Consider the following 20,896-nt stretch of genomic DNA (forward strand, 5'->3'; position numbering starts at 1 on the left):
CCCGCTGCCTCAGACTCCGGACAGGTCCAGCAGCCGGCGGGCGATCTCCCTGCCGCCCGCGTCCCCCGTCAGCACCGTGTAGTGGTTGACGCCCCGGACCGCGACCGGCGTCACCCGGGTGCCCCCGAGGTCCGCCGCCGCCAGCCGGCTCTCGTCGTACAGACCCTGCTCCTCGCCCATCAGCCCGCGCTGCGCCCACAGCAGCGTCGCCGGAACGGGCAGCTTCCGTACCGCCGTCAGCACCTCCTCGTCGAAGAGGCCGATGCCGTCGGTGCGCACCGCCTCGATCCGGCAGGTGGAGCGCAGGGCGGGCTCCTCCCCGGTCAGATCGCGCTGGATGTACGCGTCCACCTCGTCCGACCAGGCGTCCGCGAACGCGGGGTGGGCCTGCCAGAACGAGCGGTACGCGGCCCGGTCCGGAAAGGTCATCGACAGCCGGTCCATCGCCGGGCCGATCACGGCGGTCATCAGCTCGTCCGGCGCGAGGTGCGTGGGAGCGGGGAAGCCGATGCCGCCGTCCACCAGCAGCAGCGGCCCGAACCGCTCCGGGTGCCGTACGGCGGCCAGCGCCGCCACGAACGCGCCCATCGAATGGCCCGCCAGCACCACCCGGCCGGTGCCCAGCGCCGCGGCCACGGCGGCCACGTCGTCGGCGTGCGCGGCGATCCCGTACGGACCCGGCAGCGACGAACTCCCGGCCCGGCCGCGCAGATCCGGCGCGACCAGGGTGACGCGGCCGTCCAGCAGCCTCGCCACCGGCCCCCAGGACAGCGCGTTGGCGGTGATGCCGTGCAGGGCGAGGACCACCGGCGCCCCGGGTTCCCGGGCCGGCCACCGGAGTACGGCCAACTCGCCCCCGGCGACGGGGACTCGTACCTCTTCGTACGCGATCACGGGCGTCCGTTCTCCTTCCGGGACTCGCCGTCCCTGGACGTTTCGGCGGCGGCGGGCGTACGGCGTGCCCCGCGCAGCCGGGACGGCAGCCGGGCCAGTCCGCCGGGCAGCAGGTGTACCACGGCGACGAACAGCACACCGAGCAGGAACAGCGGCTGGGAGAGCGGCACCCGCAGCACCGCGGGCAGTTCGGCGACCGCGCCCGAGCCGGCCAGATCACCGAGCCGGTGGTCCGCCCAGGTGTAGAGGATGCCGCCGGCCATCGGCCCCCACCGGGTGCCCGATCCGCCCAGCACCACCATCACCAGCAGCGACAGGGTGAAGTCGGAGGTGGTGGTCTGTGGGGTCGAGCCGCCGGTGAGCAGCAGGTGCACCAGACCGCCCAGCGCGGCCAGGGCGCCCGCCAGGACGAAGGCGGTGAGCTTGAACCCGTACGGCTTCAGCCCCAGAACCTCCACCCGGCGCTCGTTCTCCTTGATGCCCTCCCAGACACGTCCGGTGGGGGAGTTGACCGCCCGGTGGACGACGGCGAGCGTCAGGACCAGATAGCCGAGCGCCAGCCAGTAGAGGTTCGCGGTGTTGTCGATGCCGACGAGCCCGGACGGCAGCAGCTCGGCCGGGGCGGCCCGGCCCTCCTCGCCGCCGGTCAGGCCGCCGGGGTTGCGGGAGACCAGGATCGACCCGGCCTGGGCGAACGCCAGCGTCACCATGGAGAAGCCGATGCCGGTGACCCGCAGGCTCACCGACCCCAGGACCAGCGCGAGCGCGACCCCGCAGCAGACGCCGAGCAGCGCGGACACGGCGAACGGGAGGCCCGCCTCCAGCAGGAACATATTGGTGGCGTAGCTGCCCGCCGCGAAGTAGAGGGCATGCCCGAAGGAGAGCAGCCCGGTGCGGCCGAGCAGCAGGTCGTAACCGGTCGCAAGGGCGCCGAACAGCAGGCAGGTGGCGAGGAGTTGGAGACTTCCCGGGCTGCCGAGCGGACCGTCCAGGAGTCCCGGCAGCGGCAGCGCGCTGAACGGGGCGAGGGCCAGGGCCGGCAGTACGGCGGCGGGCCACCACCGGCGCAGCAGCCGGACGGCGCTCCCGGACGACTGTGCGGCCGGGTGCTCCCCGCCGGTGCGGTGTTGTGTCTCGGCGGCGGTGCTCACGCGAGCCTCCCGGTCAGTCCGCGCGGCCGTACGAGCAGCAGCGCGGCGAGCAGGACGACGACCGCCAGATCGCCGAGGCCCGCTGCGGTGTAGTAGTTGGCGAACTGCTGGACCAGGCCGATGACGACGGACGCCACGGCGGCGCCGCTCACCGACCCCATGCCCCCGGTGACCACCACGACGAACGCGAAGATCAGCAGCGAGGTGCCCTGACGCGGGTCGACCGAGCCGAAGTACAGGCCGCCGAGCGCCCCGCCGAGCGCGGCCACGCAGCCCCCGATCGCGAAGACCAGCGTGAACGCCTTCCGCACGTCGATACCGAGCGCGGTGACCATCGCCCGGTCCTCGACCCCGGCCCGTACGACCAGACCGTGCCGGGTGCGGCCGAGGAAGAGCCGCAGCGCCACGAGGACCACGAGGGCCGCCGCGACCAGAACCAGCCGGTTGACCGGCACCTGGGCACCGAACAGGCCGAACGTGCCGGACAGCGCCTTCGGACCCGGGAAGGTACGGGCGTCCGAGCCCCAGATGCCCGACAGCAGCGCCGGGACGGCGAGCCCCACCCCGACCGTGGCGAGGACCTGCTCTCGCGGCCGGGTGTAGAGCGGCCGTACGACGGCGAGTTCCAGCAGCACGGCGGCCGCGGTGCCCACCGCCGTACCGAACAGGACGGCGAGGGCGAAGCCCGCCCCGCCCGGACCGGCGCCCGGCAGATTGCCGGAGGCCGCCCACCAGGTGCCGTACGCGCCGATGGAGAGCAGCGCCCCGTGCGCGAAGTTGAGCACGTCCATCAGCCCGAAGATCAGCGAGAGTCCCGATGCGATCAGGAAGTAGAGGGCTCCCAGACCGAGTCCGGTCATGGTGAGCAGAACGACGGTGGACATCAGGAATCCGCCTCCACGGAAGGTGCTTCGGTGGCCGGGCCGTGTCCCACGCCCAGCAGGCGCCGTGCGGCCTCCGCGTCGCCCAGCAGCTCGGCGGCCGGTCCCTGATGGGCGGTCCGGCCGTCGGCGAGCACCGCGCAGTGCCGGGCCAGCCGCCGCACCACGGCGAGGTTCTGCTCCACGAGCAGCACCGGCACCGCCTCGGCGGCCCGCTCAAGCACCTGGGCGACCTCGGTGACCACCTTCGGCGCCAGGCCCTTGGTGGGTTCGTCGGCGATGATCAGCCGGTTGCCGTTGAGCAGGGTGCGGCCGATGGCCACCATCTGCTGCTGCCCGCCGGACAGCGTCCCCGCCAACTGCCGCTCCCGGCGCTTCAGTTCGGGGAACAGCTCATGGACGAGCCCGTACGCGGGCCCGTCCGCGCCGCGCCGCTCGGCCAGGCGCAGGTTCTCCGCGACGGTCAGCCCGGCGAAGACCCCGCGGTCCTCGGGCGCGTAACCGATGCCGAGGCGCACCACGGTGTGGGTCGGCATCGACACGGTCTCCTCGCCGTCCAGCCGCACGCTCCCGGTGCGCGGGACGAGGCCGAGTACGCCGCGTACGGTCGTGGTCTTCCCGGCGCCGTTGCGGCCGAGCAGCGCGGTCACGCCGTGCCGGGCGACGTCCAGGTCCACGCCGTGCAGGATGTGCCGGCCGCCGATCAGGACCCGCAGGTCCCGTACGGCGAGCAGGGTTCCGGTCGTCACAGACCCTCCCCGAGATATGCCTGCTGGACGGTCGGATCGGCGGTCACTGCCTCGGGGGTGTCCAGCGCCAGCAGCCTTCCGTGGTGCATCACGGCGAGCCGGTCGGCCAGCCCCAGCAGGACGTCCATGTGGTGCTCGACCATCAGGACGGTGCGGCCCTCGTCCCGGTGCAGGGTGCGGATGAGTTCGGTCAGTGCGGGGACCTCCTCCGCGCTGACCCCGGCCATCGGTTCGTCCAGCAGCATCAGCCGGGGCTCGCCCACCAGCAGCACCGCGAGCTCCAGCTTCCGCTTCTCGCCGTGCGACAGCTCGGCCGCCGTCGCCCGTGCCCGGTGGCCGAGACCGGTGCGTTCCAGTACACCGTCCACCTCGGCGGTGTACCGGGACGCCCGCCGCCACAGCCGGTGGGAGCCGCCCCGGGCCGCCTGGGCGGCCAGCCGGACGTGGTCGGCCACACTCATGGCCGGCCAGAGGCTGGACGTCTGGAACGTGCGGCCGATGCCGCGCCGCGCCCGTGCGTGCGCGGGGCTGGCCGTCATGTCCGTGCCGTCCAGCGCGATGGTGCCGCAGGTGGCCGTGGTCAGCCCGCTGATCAGGTTGAACAGGGAGGTCTTGCCAGCCCCGTTGGGGCCGATGAAGGCCAGGAACTCGCCCTCGTGGACGCTCAGCGTGACGTCCTCGACGATCGTCGCCCCGCCGACGCCCCAGCCGAGCCCGTCCAGCCGGAGCACCGGGGCGGCGGTCCGCGCCCCGCCCGGGTGTTCCGCGGTGGTGTCCGGTGCGGTCATCGCTCAGCCCGCCGAGGGCTTCGCGGGCGGCGCCACCTCGTCCATCGGCTCGGTGGTCACCAGCTCCGGCCGGGCACCGGCGCCCGACCCCCTGAGCTTCGCGACGAACATCGGCTGCACCAGGGCGTGGTCACCGGCACGGACCTGCTCCTTGCCCTTCACCCCGTCGAAGCTCCAGCCCTCCAGGGCCTTCACCATGGCGGCGGTGTCGGTGGCGCCGCCCTGCTCGACCGCGCGCACCACCATCTGCGCGGCGGTGAAGCCGTCGGGAGTGAACAGGTCCGGGGTGCCGCCGGCCTTCTCGACCGAGTCGAGCATCGACTTCTCCACGGCGTTGCCGCCGCCCGCACCGGGGAAGTAGTGCGCCAGGAACGACACCTTGGAACCGGCGGCGCCGAAGACCGGGTACGAGGCCGTCCCGGCGAGGCCGGTGACGACCTTGGCCGCCTCCAGCACGCCCTGCTGGTCCAGCGCGGTCCACAGCGCCGGTGCGGTCGATCCGGCCCAGGCGACGAAGACCAGATCAGGCCCGCCCGCCTTCACCTGCCGGGCGAACGGGGTCAGGTCCGTGGCGCTGGGCGGGGCCAGTACGGAGCCGACCTTCGCCCCCCTGGCACCGAGGACGGCCTTCACCGCGGCGACATTGGCCTGGCCGAACGTGGAGTCCTGGGCCAGCACGGTGACCTTCTTGCCCCTGGCCTCGCCGAGCATCGCCCCGGCGGTGAGGATGTCCTGGTAGGACTGCCGGCCCGACCGGAAGGTGTAGTCGTTGATGCCGGTCACGGCGTCGGTGGCGGCCGGACCGCTGATGTACAGCACCTTGTTCTGGGCGGCGAGCGGCGCCATCTGGAGCGCCACCCCGGAGTCGGTGGTACCGGCCAGCACCTTGTAGCCCTTGCCGATCAGGCTCTTCGCCGCGGAGACCGCCTTGCCCGGATCGCCCGCGTCGTCCTGCTCGGTGACCTCGATGCGGTGCCCGGCCACCTTCCGGGTGCCCTTCGTGGCGTGGTCCAGACCCGCCATGAACCCGTCGCGGTACTGCTTCCCGTAGTCCGCGAGGAGGCCGGTACGGGAGTACACCAGGCCCACCTTGACGGTCGCGTCCTTCGCGTCCCCGGCGGAGCCGGAATCGCTCTCGCCGGCCTTTCCGGCGGCGGTGCACCCGGCGAGCACGAGACCGGCGCAGGTCAGTGCGACGGCGGCGTGGAGGGATCTGCGGTGACGGGCGGTGCCTGTGGCTCTGCGACGCATGGTGACCGGCTCCTCGGCGTGTTCATGTGATGTCGCCGAACCGTATGAACACCGTGCCGCCGTCGACATGGTGCAGAGCGCCCCACCTGACACGGTGCGCATGTGGGGGCCGCACATGGGCCCGGAAAGCGAAAGCCGCGCAGGGGAACCGGATCGTACGGTTCCGCTGCGCGGCCGGTGCGCGGTGTGTGGTGCGCGGTGCGTGGTGGTGCGCGGGTCCTGGGCGGTGGCCCGTCACATCGCGCTGATGCCCTGGATCGTGGCCACGGTGATGCCGAGCACGGCGAACGCGATGCCGACCCAGCCCATCACGATGCCCGCGACCGCCTGGCCGCGGCCGCCGCCCTCGCCCCGGTCGGCCATGCGCCTGGCCGAGATGCCGAGGCACAGCGCGATGATCGGCAGGATGATCGGGATGAGCACCAGGCCGAGGATGCCGAGCACCATCGAGGCGGTCGCCTTGCCGCTGGGCAGCGGGGCACCGTACCCGTAGCCGGCCGGGGGCTGAACGCCGTATCCCGGTCCGCCCGGGGCCTGGGTCCCCGTCGCGCCGCCTGCAATGCCTGACTGGTCAGCCATGTCTTCCTCTCCATCGATGCTGGTCATGACCATGTTAAAGAGCGGCTTGTGGCTCTTTCGGTCAGAACGGTGTGAGGAATGTGATGAAGACGCCACGGGGCAGGCCCCGCATGTGCTAATGCGTGTCTGTCGGACTGGTCACATCGATCAGCCGGCACACCGTGTCGATGTCGATCTTCACCTGGGCGATCGACGCCCGCCCCGACAGCCAGGTGATCAGCGCGGAGTGCCAGGTGTGCTCGATGACGCGGACCGCGGACAGCTGCTCCGGTGTCGGATGCTCCAGGCCCATCGCGTCCAGGATGATCGCCGTCGTGATCCGCGAGACGGTGTCCACCTCCGGGCTGACGCTGCGGTCCGCGAAGGTCAGCGCCCGCACCATCGCGTCCGCCAGATGCGGCTCGCGCTGGAGCGCGCGGAAGGCCCGCATCAGGGTGTCGGCGACCCGCTGGGCCGGGTCCTGGCCGGCCGGCGGTCGTTTGTGCAGCGTCGTGTGCATGTGCTGGAGCTGGTCCTGCATGGTGGCGACCAGCAGATGGATCTTGGACGGGAAGTAGCGGTACAGCGTGCCCAGGGCGACCCCGGCCTCCTCCGCGACCTCACGCATCTGCACCGCCTCGAAGCCGCCCCGGCCGGCGAGCTGGGCGCTGGCGTGCAGGATGCGGCGGCGGCGGGCCTCCTGCCGTTCGGTCAGGGGCGGCGATGCCGGCTTGGCCTCAGCTGTCATGTGTCCCCATCCATGGCTTCTGTCCGCGACCGGAGGGAGGCGCTCGGTCTCCCGGGGGCGCACAGCATGCCAGCGTGCCCGGTGGTGGCGCGAATCACCTGATCCGGCCGTTGCACCGACGCTACCTGCCGGTAGATTCGTAGCTCATTGAACGATCCAGTCTGAAACTTGTTCTAGATTAGCGTGAGCGGTTACGCTCCGGCGAACACGCAGTGAGAAGGGGGCCGAGTGTGACCGCTGAGGCCATAGAGTCGGGCCCCCGCACGGGCAGCGACACGTCCGGCACCGCCGACGACCGTCCGTTGCGCATCGCACTCCTCACCTACAAGGGCAACCCCTTCTGCGGCGGCCAGGGCGTCTACGTACGCCACCTCGCCCGCGAGCTCGCCCGCCTCGGGCACAGCGTCGAGGTGATAGGTGCCCAGCCCTATCCGGTGCTCGACGAGGGCGTCCCGCTCACCGAGCTGCCGAGCCTGGACCTCTACCGCCAGCCCGACCCGTTCCGCACCCCGAAGCGCGGCGAGTACCGCGACTGGATCGACGCCGCCGAGGTCGCCACCATGTGGACCGGCGGCTTCCCGGAACCGCTCACCTTCAGCCTGCGCGCCCGGCGCCATCTCGCCGCCCGCCGCGGCGAGTTCGACGTCATCCACGACAACCAGACGCTCGGCTACGGGCTCCTCGCCGACCTCGGCGCCCCGCTCGTCACCACGATCCACCACCCCATCACCGTCGACCGGCAGCTCGACCTGGACGCCGCCGGCACCCGCCGCCGGCGCGCCTCCGTACGCCGCTGGTACGGCTTCACCCGGATGCAGAAGCGGGTCGCCCGCCGGCTGCCCTCGGTGCTCACCGTCTCCGGCTCCTCCCAGCAGGAGATCATCGACCACCTCGGGGTGCGCCGGGACCGCATCCACGTCGTGCACATCGGCGCCGACACCGACCTGTGGTCGCCCGACCCCTCGGTCGCCGAGGTGCCCGGCCGGATCGTCACCACCTCCAGCGCCGACGTCCCGCTGAAGGGCCTCGTCCACCTCGTCGAGGCGCTCGCCAAGCTCCGTACCGGGAACCCGGAGGCGCACCTCGTGGTCGTCGGCAAGCGGGCCGAGGACGGACCGGTCGCGCAGGCCATAGAGCGGCACGGACTGCGAGGTGCCGTCGAGTTCGTCAAGGGCATCAGCGACGCCGAGCTCGTCGACCTGGTGCGCGGCGCCCAGATCGCCTGCGTCCCCTCGCTGTACGAAGGCTTCTCGCTGCCCGCCGCCGAGGCCATGGCCACCGGCACCCCGCTCGTCGCCACCACCGGCGGCGCGATCCCCGAGGTCGCGGGCCCGGACGGCGAGACCTGCCTGGCCGTCCCGCCCGCCGACGCCGGGGCGCTGGCCGACGCGCTCGCCCGGCTGCTCGGCGACCCCGAGCTGCGGGCCCGGCTCGGTGCCGCCGGCCGTGACCGGGTGCTCTCCCGCTTCACCTGGAAGCAGGCCGCCATCGGAACCGCCGCCCTCTACCGCGAGGCGATCGCCGCCCGGTCCGGTGCCACGCGCCCCGGCCGCGGTCGTTGACACCGCCGCCCGTTCCCGTCGTACCCGCCCCCCGACCTCCCCCGACCGCGAAAGCAGGCATTCGTGCTGACCGTGGACTTCACCCGCTTCCCGCTCGCCGCAGGTGACCGAGTGCTCGACCTGGGCTGCGGCGCCGGACGCCACGCCTTCGAGTGCTACCGGCGCGGCGCCCAGGTCGTGGCCCTCGACCAGAACGGCGAGGAGATCCGCGAGGTCGCGAAGTGGTTCGCCGCGATGAAGGAGGCCGGCGAGGCCCCCGAGGGCGCCACCGCCACCGCGATGGAGGGCGACGCGCTCAACCTGCCGTTCCCCGACGAGTCCTTCGACGTCGTGATCATCTCCGAGGTCATGGAGCACATCCCCGACGACAAGGGCGTGCTCGCCGAGATGGTCCGGGTCCTCAGGCCCGGCGGCCGGATCGCGATCACCGTGCCCCGGTACGGCCCCGAGAAGGTCTGCTGGACGCTCTCCGACGCCTACCACGAGGTCGAGGGCGGCCACATCCGGATCTACAAGGCCGACGAACTCCTCGGCAAGATACGCGGCGCCGGCCTCAAGCCGTACGGCACCCACCACGCGCACGCCCTGCACGCGCCCTACTGGTGGCTCAAGTGCGCCTTCGGCGTCGACAACGACAAGGCGCTGCCGGTCCGCGCGTACCACAAGCTGCTGGTCTGGGACATCATGAAGAAGCCGATGGCGACCCGGGTGGCCGAGCAGCTGCTCAACCCGGTCGTCGGCAAGAGCTTCGTGGCGTACGCGACCAAGCCGCACCTGCCCGCCGCCGCGGCCGAGGACCTCACCAAGGCCGAGGCGTGACCGTTCCCGAGCAGACCGAGCACCTCGTACTGCCCGGGGTCCTCACCGCGGAGGAGGCCGCCGAGACCGTCGCGGCCCTGCTCGCCGTGCAGTGCGAGGACGGCGCCCTGCCCTGGTTCCGCGGTCACCACCTCGACCCGTGGGACCACACCGAGGCCGCCATGGCCCTCGACGTGGCGGGTGAGCACGCCGCCGCGGAGCGCGCGTACGACTGGCTGGCCCGGCACCAGAACGAGGACGGATCCTGGTACGCCGCGTACCACGACGGAGACCCGGACCGGCCGACCGACCGTTCGCTGGAGACCAACTTCTGCGCGTACGTGGCCGTCGGCGTCTGGCACCACTACCTCGCCACCGGCGACGACGCGTTCGTCGACCGGATGTGGCCGACCGTCTACGCCGCCGTCGAATTCGTCCTGCGGCTCCAGCAGCCCGGCGGCCAGATCGGCTGGAAGCGCGAAGCCGACGGAACCCCCGTCGACGACGCGCTGCTGACCGGCTGCTCCTCCATCCACCAGGCGCTGCGCTGCGCGCTCGCCATCGCCGAACGGCGCGAAGAGCCGCAGCCCGACTGGGAGTTGGCGACCGGTGCGCTGAGCCACGCGATCCGCAGCCACCCGGAACGCTTCCTGGACAAGAGCCGCTACTCGATGGACTGGTACTACCCGGTCCTCGGCGGAGCGCTCACCGCGGCGGCCGCCAAGGAGCGGATCGAGGAGGGCTGGGACCGCTTCGTGGTCCCCGGTCTCGGGGTGCGCTGCGTCCTGCCCAACCCGTGGGTGACCGGCGGCGAGAGCTGCGAACTCGCCCTGGCGCTCTGGGTGATGGGCGAGTCCGACCGGGCGCTGGAGATCCTCCAGTCCATCCAGCATCTGCGCGCCGAGGGCGGCATGTACTGGACCGGGTACGTCTTCGAGGGCAACCGGGCGTTCTGGCCCCAGGAGCTCACCACCTGGACCGCCGGATCGCTGCTGCTCGCGGTCGCCGCGCTCGGCGGCGACGAGGCGACCGCGGAGGTCTTCGGCGGCGAACACCTGCCGCGCGGGCTGGAGCCCGACTGCTGCCGTTAGTCCGGGTACCGGCCGGGTGGCCGGGGGAAGCGGCACTCGACCGCCGCTTCCCCCAGCCGCATCCGCATTCCGTGCGGATCCCTATGCCGCAGTGCCGAGCACGGCATACAGGGCGTAGAGCACCACGGGAAGCGCACCCAGTCGCCCGACGGTCCGGTGGCACTGCGCTTCAGCGTACTCGGCCCGGTGCGCGCCTGGCGCGGAAACGAAGCACTGCCGAGCGGATCACCGCAGCAGCGTGGCCTGTTGGCCGCCCTGCTGCTGCGCGAGGGCCGTACGGCGACCGCGGCCGAACTGATCGACGCGCTGTGGGGCGACGAGCCCCCGTCGCAGGGGCTGGCCGCCATCCGGACATATGCCTCCCGTCTGCGCAAGGTCCTCGACCCGGGCGTCCTGGTGAGCGAGTCGGGCGGTTACGCGATCCGGGGCCTGCCCGATGGAGCCCTGGACCTGTCGACGGTGCAGGATCTCGCGGAGCGGGCGGAGCGGGCGGAGCGGGCCAGAGCGGACGGGGAGCCGGGCCACGCGAGTGACCTGCTCCGCAGGGCGCTGGCCCTGTGGGACGGCGAGCCGCTGTCGGGGGTGCCGGGCCCGTACGCGGAGGCTCAGCGCATCCGTCTGGAGGAGTGGCGCCTCCAACTGATCGAATTCCGCCTGCACATGGAGCTGGAGCAGGGCCACCACGCGGAAGCGGTCTCGGAACTCACCTCGCTGACGGCGGTGCATCCGCTGCGCGAGCAGCTGCGGGAACTGCTGATGCTGGCGCTGTACCGCAGCGGCCGCCAGGCGGAGGCACTGGCGGTCTACGCCGACACCAGACGGCTGCTGGCGGACGAACTGGGCGTGGACCCCCGCCCCGCCCTGGCGGAGCTGCAGCACCGGATCCTGCAGGCGGACCCGGCCTTGGCAGAACACTCCGCCCCGGAGCCCGGGTCGGCCCCGGCCCCCGTCCGGCCCGCCCAACTCCCCGCGACGGTGCCCGACTTCACAGGCCGTTTGCCGTACGTGGAGGAGCTGGGGGAGGTGCTGGCATCGGCCAACGGCCAGGTCATGGCGGTGTCGGCCCTCTCGGGAATCGCGGGCGTCGGCAAGACGACGCTGGCGGTGCACGTCGCCCACCGGGCCCGTTCGGAATTCCCCGACGGCCAGCTGTACGTGGACCTCCAGGGCCTGCGGACGACGCGAACGGAGCCCGAGACGGTCCTGGGTTCCTTCCTGCGCGCCCTGGGCACGCCGGACGCGGCGATCCCCGACTCCCTGGAGGACCGGGCGGCGCTGTACCGCTCGGTCCTGGACGGGCGGCGGGTGCTGGTGCTCCTGGACAACGCGCGCGACGCCGCCCAGGTGAGACCGCTGCTGCCGGGCACGGAGGGGTGCGCCGCGCTGATCACGGCCAGGGGGCACCTGGGCGACCTGGCGGGCGCCCGGCTGGTGGACGTGGACGTGCTGAGTCCGGAGGAGGCCCTGGAACTGTTCACCAGGATCGTCGGCCACGAACGCGTCGCCGGCGAGCGTGCGGCGGCGCTCGACGTCGTTGCCGCGTGCGGCTTCCTGCCGCTGGCGATCCGGATCGCGGCGTCGCGGCTGGCGGTGCGGCGGACCTGGACCGTTTCGGTACTGGCCGCGAAGCTGGCGGACGAGCGGCGGCGACTGGACGAGCTGCAGGCCGGCGACCTGGCGGTGAAGGCCGCCTTCGAGCTGGTCTACGGGCAGCTGGAGTCCGCGCAGGCACGCGCGTTCCGTCTGCTGGGCCTGGCGGACGGGCCGGACATCTCCTTGCCGGCCGCCGCGTCCATGCTCGGCCTTCCCCAGGAGGACACCGAGGAACTCCTGGAGTCCCTCGTCGACACATCGCTGGTGGAGTCGGCGGCACCGGGCCGGTACCGGTATCACGACCTGCTCCGCCTCTACGCACGTGCCTGCGCGGAGCGGGACGAGCAACTGCCGGGGGAGCGGGCGGCGGCCCTGTCCCGGTTGCTCGACTTCTACCTGGCCACCGCGGCGGGCGTGTACGCGCTGGAGCGGCCCGGCGACCGCCTGATCGAACACCTGGAGACGACCGCCGGCGACGGGCTGGTCTTCACCGACCGGGCCGAGGCGCTGGACTGGCTGTTCGGCGAGGCGAGGGCACTGCTGTCCGCGGCCCATCAGGCCGTCGACACGGGCGAGTTGCGCAAGGCGGCCGATCTGCTGCTCGCGACGCGGGACCTCGCCGAGTCCGGCAGCGAATTCAAACGCTACGAGTCGGCGGTCACGGCCCTGCGGGGCGCCGCCGCGGCAGCCGGCGACGAGCGGACCGAGGGCCGGACCCGAACCGCTCTCGCCCACCTGCACTCCCTCGCGGGCCGCTTCCGGGAGGCGGACCACGAAGCACGCGAGGCAGTGCGGCTCGGCGGTTCGACCGGCGACTCCTGGACCATGGGCGACGCGCTCAACAGCAGAGGCGTCATCGCGCTCTATCAGAACCGGCACGAGGACGGGGAGGCCCATCTCTCCCGCGCCGTCGAGTACTTCCGTGCGCTCGGCGACCGCCCCGGAGAGGCCGCCGTCCTGTGCAACCTCTCGCGGATGCACCTCGCGACCGGCCGGACCGCGAGCGCCATCGCACTGGCCCGGCAGGGCATCGAGATCTACGACGCCATGGGCAGCTCCGTGCGCGGCGCCAACGGTCGCTACGCGCTTGCTCTGGCCCTCACCCGGAGCGGCGAACTGGACCGTGCGAGCGACTGCCTCCACGAGGCGCTGGACGTCTTCCGCGAGGGCCGTCAGAAGCTGTGGGAGGGCATGAGCCTGTTCCGTCTGGCCGAGGTCGACCTCGCCGCCCGGCGCCCGGCGCAGGCCGCGGCCAACGCCGAGACGGCGCTGATCGCGCTGGGCGGAATCGGTGGGGAGTGGCGTCGGGCCAACGTGCTGACCGTGCTCGGCCACGCACTTTCGGAACTGGGCCAGACCGGCCGCGCAGTCGCTTCGTGGAACGAGGCGCTCGACGTCTACGAGCGGCTGCACGCCCCGGAGGCCGAGGCGGTGCGCACGCTGCTCCTCGACGGGCACCGGGACCGGACGTACAGCGTCGCCTGACGGGACCGCCGCACCGGCCGGTCCTCATGTCCCCGTCGTGTGCCCCGCACCGGGAACCCGGACGGCGTTTCCCGAGTGGCACGCCGTTCCGGGCCGGGCGAACCTTACCGAGAGTGGCCAAAAGCGTCACTCCCTGTACAGATCGCCCTGATGTGCCCGGCCAGGGAGGCCCGCTGTGCCCAGTTCCGCCGCGACCGGTCCCGTACCGCTCCGCCGTCCGATCGTCTCGCTGCTGCTGTCCTGCGCCCTCGTCGTGGGCGCCACCGCGTGCGGCGGTGGCGACAAGAGCGGTGCGAGCAGTTCGGCGTCCCCGAGCGGCACCTCGTCGGCCGAGGCGCAGAAGTTCGCCAAGACCCGGTTCGTCACCAACGCGGGGCTGGCGGCCGGTGCGACGTACCAGTGGATCGTGAGGCCCTACCGGGCGGGCAAGTTCAAGAAGGGTGCCGACGGGCGGACGTTCGCGCTGGTCAAGGCGGGGCTCGCGGGTGGCTTCGCCTACAACCGGCTGAAGGCGGCGACGGTCAACGCCAAGGGCGACCCGCTGCTTTCCAAGGCGGTCGCGCCGCTGACGGCGGGCATCGAATCGCTCAAGGGACTCGCCGACAAGCTCCGCAAGGGCCAGGCGGGCGAGGGCGACATCGGCGCCTTCGAGAGCGTGATCAGCGGCATCAAGGACGCGGGCCGGAGCGCCGGTGCGGAGGTCAAGGACAAGGTGCCCACGACCTCACAACTCGGCGGATAAACAGTGGGGTTCGGCCCGTGATCGGGATTAGGGTGCGCGACATGAGCCCACTCACGCAGGACCCCACGCAGGACCTCACGCACGACCGCTACTGCGACGAGATCATCGCCCGCACGGACGCGTTGCGGGCCACCATCCGTGGCGCGGACCTCGGCGCGACCGTACCGACCTGCCCCGACTGGACCCTGCGCGAACTCGTCCTCCACGTCGGCCGGGCCCACCGCTGGGCCGGGGAGATCGTACGTACCCGGGCCACCGAGGCGGTCCCGCACGAGCAGGTACCGGACTCCGCCCCGGGGAGCGACGACCCCGCCGCGCTCGACGCCTGGCTGGCTGACGGCGCGGCCGGCACCGTCGGGGCGGTGCGGGCCGCGGGCCCGGGACAGAAGGTGTGGTCCTGGGCCTGGGAGGGAAGCACCGGCTTCTGGGCGCGCCGAATGGCACACGAGACGATCGTCCACCACGCCGACGCGGCGATCACCGCCGGGACCGGGTACGAGGTGGCGCCGGACCTGGCCGCCGACACGATCGAGGAATGGCTGGAGATCGTCGACTTCGCCCGGAGCGCGGGCGACGCGCACGCGATCGAGCTGACCGGGGCCGGGCGCTCCATCCACCTCCACGCCACGGACGTGCCGGGCGCCGAATGGCTGATCGAGCTCGGCGAGGACGGCTTCACCTGGCGGCGCGCCCACGAGAAGGCGACCGTCGCGCTGCGGGGCCCGCTCACCGACGTCATGCTGGTCTTCAACCGGCGTCTGGCGGCCGACAGCGACCGGGTAGAGGTGCTCGGTGACACGGAGCTGCTGGACTTCTGGCTGGAGCGCGCCTCCTTCGGCTGAGCGCCCCGGCCCGTGCCGCGCGCCGCTGCCCCGGCCCGTTCTCTGCCCGGCCCGTTCTGCACGCCGACCCGTTCTGCACGCCGACCCGTTCTGCACGCCGGCCCGTTCTGCGTGCCGGGCAGGGCTGAGCGAAGCTGGATGGGACAAGCCGTAGTGTCCGGCGGCCCCGGTGGAGGTGCCGATGGAGCCAGTCCGTGCCCTGAAACGGATCGCCTTCCTGCTGGAACGCGGCAGGGCCGACACCTACCGCGTGCGGGCCTTCCGCGCTGCCGCCGACGCGGTGGCCGCGATGGCGGACGGCGAGGCCGGGCGGCGGGCGGCGGCCGGTTCGCTGGAGGCGGTCAAGGGCATCGGGCCGAAGACCGCGCAGGTGATCCGGGAGGCGGTGGCCGGGGACGTACCCGGTTATCTCGAACGGCTGGAGGAGGAGGCCGCGGCCCGGCCCGACGAGGGCGGCGCGGACCTCCTCGCGCTCCAGCGCGGCGACTGCCATCTGCACTCCGACTGGTCGGACGGCGGCAGCCCGATCGAGGAGATGGGCCGCACCGCGGCGGAGCTGGGCCACGAGTGGGCGGCCCTCACCGACCACTCGCCCCGGCTGACCGTCGCCAACGGGCTCTCCCCGGACCGGCTGCGCCGGCAGCTGGCACAGGTCGCCGAGCTGAACGCGCGGTGGGCGCCGTTCCGGCTGCTCACCGGCATCGAGTGCGACATCCTCCCCGACGGCTCCCTTGACCAGGAGGACGAGCTGCTGGAACAGCTTGACGTCGTGGTGGTCTCCGCCCACTCCAAGCTGCGGATGGACCCTGCCCCGATGACCAGGCGCCTGATCGCGGCCGTCCGCCACCCCCGGGCGAACATCCTCGGGCACTGCACGGGGCGGCTGCTCGCGGACCGGAAGCGCCCGGAGTCCCGGTTCGACGCGGACGCCGTCTTCGCCGCCTGCGCGGAGGCCGGGACCGCGGTGGAGATCAACAGCCGGCCGGAACGGCTCGACCCGCCCCGCAGGCTGCTGAGCCGCGCCGTCGCGGCGGGCACCCTCTTCGCTATCGACACCGACGCCCACGCACCCGGGCAGCTGGACTGGCAGATCCACGGCTGCGCCCGCGCCGAGGAGTGCCTGGTCCCGGCGGAACGCGTCGTCACCACCTGGCCGGCCGGTGAACTCCTGGCCTGGTCGCGCGGGGGCACGATCCCGGAGCGGGCCCGCTCCGGGGCGGACGGGGCCGTCGGCGCGGCTCCGGGACAGGAACGGTGAAGCCATGACGGCCACGAGCGTGCGAGGCATCGACCACATCGGGGTCACGGTCCCCGACCTGGAGACCGCGACCCTCTTCCTCACGAGGGCCTTCGGCGCCGAGGTGCTCTACGACACCCTGCGCCGCCAGGACGGCCCGAACGGCGGCCCGGACGTCGAGCGCCGCCTCGGCGTCCCGGCGGGCACCCAGCAGCTGGCGGTCAGGATGCTGGCCCTCCCCGGCGGCGGTCCGGGCATCGAGCTCTGCGAGTTCGAGGGCCCCCGCCGCGAACCCCCGGCGCGGCCCTGCGACTTCGGCTGGCAGCACGTGGCGCTGTACGCGGACGACCTGGACGCGGCCGTCCGGGACTGCGTGGCCGCGGGCGCCACGCTGCTCGCCGGGGCGCAGCCGCTGCCGGGCCCCGAGGCGGGGGAGCACAACCGGTTCGCGTATCTGCGCACCCCGTGGGGCAGCACCCTGCAACTCCTCACGTACCCGGACCCCCAGCCGTGGGAGCGCACCGCGTCACGACGGAGCGCCCGCCCCGCGCGGAGCACCGCCGACACCTGGCCCACCGACCCGGCCCGCCCTAGTTGAGCTCCGCGAGCACCCGCAGGGTGTGCGGGTCCGGCGCCGTCACCAGCAGATCGGTGACCGGCCCCTTGCGCCACAACTCCAGGCGCTCCGCGATCCGTCGGCGCGGTCCGACGAGCGAGATCTCGTCCGCGAACGCGTCCGGCACCGCCAGCACCGCCTCCTCCTTGCGCCCTTCGAGGAACAGCTGCTGGATCCGCCGCGCCTCCTCCTCGAACCCCATCCGCGCCATCAGATCGGCGTGGAAGTTACGGGCCGCGTGGCCCATCCCCCCGATGTAGAAGCCGAGCATCGCCTTCACCGGCAGCAGCCCCTCGGCGACATCGTCACAGACCCGGGCCCGTGCCATCGGCGCGATCATGAATCCGTCGGGCAGGTCCGTGAGCGAGGCCTCGTACACATCGGTGCGCATCGGGGACCAGTACAGCGGCAGCCAGCCGTCCGCGATCCGGGTCGTCTGCGCGATGTTCCTCGGCCCCTCCGCCCCGAGCAGCACGGGCAGCCCCGGCCGCAGCGGATGGGTGATCGGCTTCAGCGGCTTGCCCAGCCCGGTGGCGTCCGGACCGCTGTACGGGTGGGAGTGGAACCGGCCGTCCAGCTCCACGGGGGCCTCGCGGCGCAGGACTTGGCGGATGACGTCGACGTACTCCCGGGTCGCGGTCAGCGGGCTCTTCGGGAACGGCCGCCCGTACCAGCCCTCCACCACCTGCGGCCCGGACAGCCCGAGGCCGAGCATCATCCGGCCGCCGGAGAGATGGTCGAGGGTGAGGGCGTGCATGGCCGTCGCGGTCGGGGTGCGGGCCGCCATCTGCGCGATGCCGGTGCCCAGCCGGATCCGGGAGGTGTTCGCGGCGATCCAGGTCAGCGGGGTGAAGGCGTCCGATCCCCAGGCCTCCGCCGTCCACACCGACGCGTACCCCAGCGCCTCGGCCTCCCTGGCCAGCTCCAGATGGGCCGGGTTCGGGCCCCGGCCCCAGTATCCGAGCGCGAGTCCGAGCCGCATGTCCGCCGCCTCCCAGTAGTTCTGACGATGCGTCAGGAAATCAGGTACGGACGGAGGGTACGACAGCGGCCCCCCGCCCGGAAGGGGCGGAGGGCCGCTGTCGTACTGCCTGTGGCGGGCTCAGCCGCGCTGGATGCCCGTGGTGTCCTGGAGCACGCCGCGACGGCCGTCCTGGGTCTGGGCGATCAGGCCCGGACCGCGCTGTTCCACCGCGAGGTACCAGGTACCGGGCGCCAGTTCGGCGATCGGCGACGGCGAACCGTCCTCCCCGTACAGCGGGCGGGCCACCGGTACCGCGAACCAGAACGGCGTGAAGTCACCGGCAGGTGTACCCGCGTCGGGAGCCTTCTGGGCGTGCCCCTGGGGCTGCGGCTCCGGCTGACCGGGCTGCGGCTGCGCGCCGTAGGGCTGCTGCTGACCCGGCTGGCCACCGTACGAAGGCTGCTGCTGGCCCGGGTAGCCGTAACCCTGACCGGGCTGCGGCTGGCCGCCGAACGGTGCCTGCACACCCCTCGGAGCCGAGGCGCTCACCAGCGGGGCCTTGAGCGCGGGAACCAGCGGGGTGGCGATCGCGCCGCCCGCGAGCACGATCGTGGCCAGCAGGCCGAGGATCATTCCGGCGCCCGTGTCGCTGGCGTCGATGGTCGTCCAGAAGGCCGTCCACAGCGCGAAGACGCAGAAGGCGGCACCGAATTGACCGAGGTCGAGACCGACGACCTTCCGGGCCGGCATGGACCGGCCGACAATGACCAGCGCCGCACCGATGATCCCGGCCAGATAGACGCTCATCAGCAGCCCGAGCGAGTCCCAGGCGTTCGGGGCGTTGTAGTTGGAGCAGTTGATGCCCGCGGGGCAGTCGAAGCCGAAGAGGTCGAGGAAAGAGGCGATGAACAGCACGACCGCTGCTCCGATCACCACGCCGTCGCCTCGAGTGAGGGAGCGGATATTCACGTGAAGGTCCTTAGTCGATCGTCTCGTCGGGGCGGTCGTCGCTGCCGCCTGCACGGGTGCGGCGGGCACGGCACGAAGCTCGGGGGCGGCTCCCCATCGTACGGATGAATCTATCGTCTGCCCGGGCGGGTTGTGCCCCTGCCCGGCCCTCGGACGCACTTCCCCCCAATTTCGCCTCAGAACTACCTCTTGCTACCCGTTGAGGTAGCTGCTGATGCCATCGGCAATGCCTTGTGCCGCCTTCTGGCGCCAGCCCGCGCTGGTGAGCAGTGCGGCGTCCTTCGGATCACGCATATTGCCGCATTCGATGAACACTTTGGGCACGGTCGACAAATTAAGTCCGCCCAGGTCCTTTCGGATGTCCAACCCGCTATTGCCGCCGATGTAATTGGAAGGTGCACTTCCGGTATCGCGGACGAAGAGGCCGGCGATCCTGGTGCCGAGGTCGCGCGACGGCTCGACGATCTTCGAGGTGTCGGCCTTCCCGCCCCGCACCAGCCCGGGAAGGATCACATGGAAGCCGCGGTTGCCGACCGCGGAGCCGTCCGCGTGCACCGATACCACCGCGTCGGCCCGTGCCTCGTTGCCGATCCGGGCCCGCTCGTCGACACACGGCCCGTACGCGCGGTCGTTGTCGTACGTCAGCACGACCTTCGCGCCCTGCTTCTGGAGGAGGGTGCGCAGCCGGTGCGACACGTCGAGGGTGAACTGCGCCTCCGCGTAACCGGAGTTGGTGGACGTCCCGGTGGTGTCGCACTCCTTGTGCGTGGTGCCGATGTCCACCTGGCGGTTGATCTCGCCGGTGTGCAGGTGGTTGTTCGGGTTGTGTCCGGGGTCGATGACGACGGTCTTGCCGGACAGCGGCCCGGTGGCCCCGCCGCCCGTGGACCCGGAGGACCCGGAGGGCTTCGAGGACTTCGCGGACTTCGCGGACGGGGTGGGGGAGGCGGACGTCCGGTCCGGCGCCGGAGCGCTCTTCGACGGCGGCGGTGCGGAGGTACCGCTGCCGCCCTGCCCGGGCTCGGCCCGCGTCCCGCCGCTGTCGTCGCCCGCGCCACAGCCCGCGGCGGTCAGGCACACGGCGGCGAACGCGGTGGCGGCGAGCAGGGACCGGCGGCGCCGGGTGGGGGGAACGCTCTCGTCGTACGGCACCACGCGATGCTATCCGGGCCTGCGGACGGCCGCCCTCAGATGCCCGTTCCGGTACGCCGCAGCACCCGCAGCGAATCCGTCACCGAGACCTCGGTGAACGCCCCGGACTCCAGCGCCCGCAGATAGACGCGGTACGGGGCCTGGCCGCCGTGCGCGGGGTCCGGGAACACGTCGTGGATGACCAGCAGCCCGCCCTCGGCCACATGCGGCGCCCAGCCCTCGTAGTCGCCGTTCGCGTGCTCGTCGGTGTGGCCGCCGTCGATGAAGACGAACCCGAGCTTCCCGCCCCAGACCGCCGCGACCTGCGGAGACCGCCCGACCAGTGCCACGACGTGGTCCTCCAGGCCCGCCGCGTGCAGGGTCCGGCGGAAGGTCGGCAGCGTGTCCATCCGCCCGACCTCCGGGTCCACCACGGTCGGGTCGTGGTACTCCCAGCCCGGCTGCTGCTCCTCGCTGCCGCGGTGGTGGTCGACGGTGAGCGCCGTCACACCGGCCGCCCGCGCCGCATCGGCGAGCAGGATCGTGGAGCGCCCGCAGTACGTGCCGACCTCCAGGACGGGCAGCCCCAGCGCGGCGGCCTCGGCGGCGGCCGCGTACAGCGCGAGTCCTTCGCCCACCGGCATGAAGCCCTTGGCGGCCTGGAAGGCGGCGAGAATCTCGGGCGACGGCTCGACGACGGACTCGGCAGGCACGGGTTCCTCCTGGTGGGGACGGCGGTCGGGGTACGCGGTTCGACGGCGCCCCATCGTGCCGTACGCCTCCGCCGGTGGTGTCGGCGGGGGCGTACGGGGCCGCCCGAGCTCCCCTGGGCGGGTGGCAGGGAAC

The 20,896-nt window shown here is 72.7% G+C and carries 20 protein-coding genes; 8 read left to right on the top strand and 12 right to left on the bottom strand.

The window, feature by feature from the left end:
* Positions 1–9: 9 nt before the first annotated feature.
* The 8 genes from EES42_RS10805 to EES42_RS10840 form a co-directional block, all read right to left on the bottom strand.
* Complete coding sequence (locus EES42_RS10805; RefSeq protein WP_124717909.1) at positions 10–894, bottom strand: alpha/beta hydrolase; 885 nt, start codon at positions 892–894, stop codon at positions 10–12.
* Entirely contained in the window at positions 891–1,967 is a 1,077-nt protein-coding gene (locus tag EES42_RS10810; RefSeq protein WP_241196375.1) for a branched-chain amino acid ABC transporter permease, read from the bottom strand. The genes EES42_RS10805 and EES42_RS10810 overlap by 4 nt, the downstream gene beginning before the upstream one ends.
* Positions 1,968–2,041: 74 nt before the next feature.
* Positions 2,042–2,929 (bottom strand): branched-chain amino acid ABC transporter permease, encoded by an 888-nt coding sequence (locus EES42_RS10815; RefSeq protein ID WP_124717911.1) that lies wholly within the window; start codon positions 2,927–2,929, stop codon positions 2,042–2,044.
* Positions 2,929–3,675 carry an ABC transporter ATP-binding protein gene (locus EES42_RS10820; RefSeq protein ID WP_124717912.1) on the bottom strand — a complete coding sequence of 249 codons (747 nt, stop codon included), beginning with the start codon at positions 3,673–3,675 and terminating at the stop codon, positions 2,929–2,931. Before EES42_RS10820 ends, EES42_RS10815 begins: the two co-directional genes overlap by 1 nt.
* A complete protein-coding gene (locus EES42_RS10825; protein WP_124717913.1) occupies positions 3,672–4,463 on the bottom strand; it encodes an ABC transporter ATP-binding protein in 792 nt (263 codons plus the stop codon). The genes EES42_RS10820 and EES42_RS10825 overlap by 4 nt, the downstream gene beginning before the upstream one ends.
* Before the next feature lie 3 nt (positions 4,464–4,466).
* Complete coding sequence (locus EES42_RS10830; RefSeq protein WP_124717914.1) at positions 4,467–5,714, bottom strand: substrate-binding domain-containing protein; 1,248 nt, start codon at positions 5,712–5,714, stop codon at positions 4,467–4,469.
* A 234-nt stretch (positions 5,715–5,948) separates the two neighbouring features.
* Positions 5,949–6,293, bottom strand: a complete 345-nt coding sequence (locus EES42_RS10835) for a DUF4190 domain-containing protein (RefSeq protein ID WP_124717915.1) — start codon at positions 6,291–6,293, stop codon at positions 5,949–5,951.
* Positions 6,294–6,408: 115 nt separating this feature from the next.
* The gene (locus EES42_RS10840) at positions 6,409–7,020 is read right to left on the bottom strand and encodes a TetR family transcriptional regulator (protein WP_124717916.1); all 612 of its coding nucleotides are present in this window, start codon (positions 7,018–7,020) and stop codon (positions 6,409–6,411) included.
* Positions 7,021–7,250: 230 nt separating this feature from the next.
* Here EES42_RS10840 and EES42_RS10845 point away from each other — a divergent pair, with 230 nt between their 5' ends.
* The 8 genes from EES42_RS10845 (at position 7,251) to EES42_RS10880 (ending at position 16,968) form a co-directional block, all read left to right on the top strand.
* Positions 7,251–8,582 (top strand): glycosyltransferase family 4 protein, encoded by a 1,332-nt coding sequence (locus tag EES42_RS10845; RefSeq protein ID WP_124717917.1) that lies wholly within the window; start codon positions 7,251–7,253, stop codon positions 8,580–8,582.
* Positions 8,583–8,645: 63 nt separating this feature from the next.
* Positions 8,646–9,401 carry a class I SAM-dependent methyltransferase gene (locus EES42_RS10850; RefSeq protein WP_124717918.1) on the top strand — a complete coding sequence of 252 codons (756 nt, stop codon included), beginning with the start codon at positions 8,646–8,648 and terminating at the stop codon, positions 9,399–9,401.
* A complete protein-coding gene (locus tag EES42_RS10855) occupies positions 9,398–10,471 on the top strand; it encodes a prenyltransferase/squalene oxidase repeat-containing protein (RefSeq protein ID WP_124717919.1) in 1,074 nt (357 codons plus the stop codon). The genes EES42_RS10850 and EES42_RS10855 overlap by 4 nt, the downstream gene beginning before the upstream one ends.
* A gap of 156 nt (positions 10,472–10,627) precedes the next feature.
* Complete coding sequence (locus tag EES42_RS10860) at positions 10,628–13,549, top strand: AfsR/SARP family transcriptional regulator (RefSeq protein WP_277426110.1); 2,922 nt, start codon at positions 10,628–10,630, stop codon at positions 13,547–13,549.
* 175 nt (positions 13,550–13,724) lie between these two features.
* Positions 13,725–14,291: a hypothetical protein gene (locus EES42_RS10865; RefSeq protein WP_124717921.1), complete on the top strand. Its 567-nt coding sequence runs from the start codon at positions 13,725–13,727 to the stop codon at positions 14,289–14,291.
* A gap of 41 nt (positions 14,292–14,332) precedes the next feature.
* Positions 14,333–15,133 carry a maleylpyruvate isomerase family mycothiol-dependent enzyme gene (locus EES42_RS10870; protein ID WP_124717922.1) on the top strand — a complete coding sequence of 267 codons (801 nt, stop codon included), beginning with the start codon at positions 14,333–14,335 and terminating at the stop codon, positions 15,131–15,133.
* A 181-nt stretch (positions 15,134–15,314) separates the two neighbouring features.
* A complete protein-coding gene (locus EES42_RS10875) occupies positions 15,315–16,391 on the top strand; it encodes a PHP domain-containing protein (RefSeq protein WP_124717923.1) in 1,077 nt (358 codons plus the stop codon).
* A 4-nt stretch (positions 16,392–16,395) separates the two neighbouring features.
* On the top strand, positions 16,396–16,968 hold the full coding sequence (locus EES42_RS10880) for a VOC family protein (RefSeq protein WP_124717924.1): 573 nt from the start codon (positions 16,396–16,398) through the stop codon (positions 16,966–16,968).
* Here EES42_RS10880 and EES42_RS10885 read toward each other — a convergent pair.
* From EES42_RS10885 to EES42_RS10900, 4 genes are all read right to left on the bottom strand, one after another.
* Entirely contained in the window at positions 16,961–17,968 is a 1,008-nt protein-coding gene (locus EES42_RS10885; protein ID WP_124717925.1) for an LLM class F420-dependent oxidoreductase, read from the bottom strand. The two genes, EES42_RS10880 and EES42_RS10885, sit on opposite strands and share 8 nt — an antisense overlap.
* Positions 17,969–18,088: 120 nt before the next feature.
* Positions 18,089–18,919 (bottom strand): DUF5336 domain-containing protein, encoded by an 831-nt coding sequence (locus tag EES42_RS10890; protein ID WP_124717926.1) that lies wholly within the window; start codon positions 18,917–18,919, stop codon positions 18,089–18,091.
* Positions 18,920–19,111: 192 nt separating this feature from the next.
* Positions 19,112–20,071, bottom strand: a complete 960-nt coding sequence (locus EES42_RS10895; protein WP_124717927.1) for an N-acetylmuramoyl-L-alanine amidase — start codon at positions 20,069–20,071, stop codon at positions 19,112–19,114.
* Positions 20,072–20,106: 35 nt separating this feature from the next.
* Positions 20,107–20,694, bottom strand: a complete 588-nt coding sequence (locus EES42_RS10900; RefSeq protein WP_241196376.1) for a class I SAM-dependent methyltransferase — start codon at positions 20,692–20,694, stop codon at positions 20,107–20,109.
* Positions 20,695–20,896: the final 202 nt, after the last annotated feature.

This window comes from Streptomyces sp. ADI95-17 (assembly GCF_003846175.1).
GTDB lineage: Bacteria > Actinomycetota > Actinomycetes > Streptomycetales > Streptomycetaceae > Streptomyces > Streptomyces sanglieri.

Excerpts from the sequence above, each read along its gene's own strand:
- EES42_RS10815 (WP_124717911.1), bottom strand. The coding sequence starts at position 2,929 with ATGTCCACCGTCGTTCTGCTCACCATGACCGGACTCGGTCTGGGAGCC.
- EES42_RS10825 (WP_124717913.1), bottom strand. The coding sequence starts at position 4,463 with ATGACCGCACCGGACACCACCGCGGAACACCCGGGCGGGGCGCGGACC.
- EES42_RS10830 (WP_124717914.1), bottom strand. The coding sequence starts at position 5,714 with ATGCGTCGCAGAGCCACAGGCACCGCCCGTCACCGCAGATCCCTCCAC.
- EES42_RS10835 (WP_124717915.1), bottom strand. The coding sequence starts at position 6,293 with ATGGCTGACCAGTCAGGCATTGCAGGCGGCGCGACGGGGACCCAGGCC.
- EES42_RS10840 (WP_124717916.1), bottom strand. The coding sequence starts at position 7,020 with ATGACAGCTGAGGCCAAGCCGGCATCGCCGCCCCTGACCGAACGGCAG.
- EES42_RS10870 (WP_124717922.1), top strand. The coding sequence starts at position 14,333 with ATGAGCCCACTCACGCAGGACCCCACGCAGGACCTCACGCACGACCGC.
- EES42_RS10875 (WP_124717923.1), top strand. The coding sequence starts at position 15,315 with ATGGAGCCAGTCCGTGCCCTGAAACGGATCGCCTTCCTGCTGGAACGC.
- EES42_RS10880 (WP_124717924.1), top strand. The coding sequence starts at position 16,396 with ATGACGGCCACGAGCGTGCGAGGCATCGACCACATCGGGGTCACGGTC.
- EES42_RS10885 (WP_124717925.1), bottom strand. The coding sequence starts at position 17,968 with ATGCGGCTCGGACTCGCGCTCGGATACTGGGGCCGGGGCCCGAACCCG.
- EES42_RS10900 (WP_241196376.1), bottom strand. The coding sequence starts at position 20,694 with ATGCCGGTGGGCGAAGGACTCGCGCTGTACGCGGCCGCCGCCGAGGCC.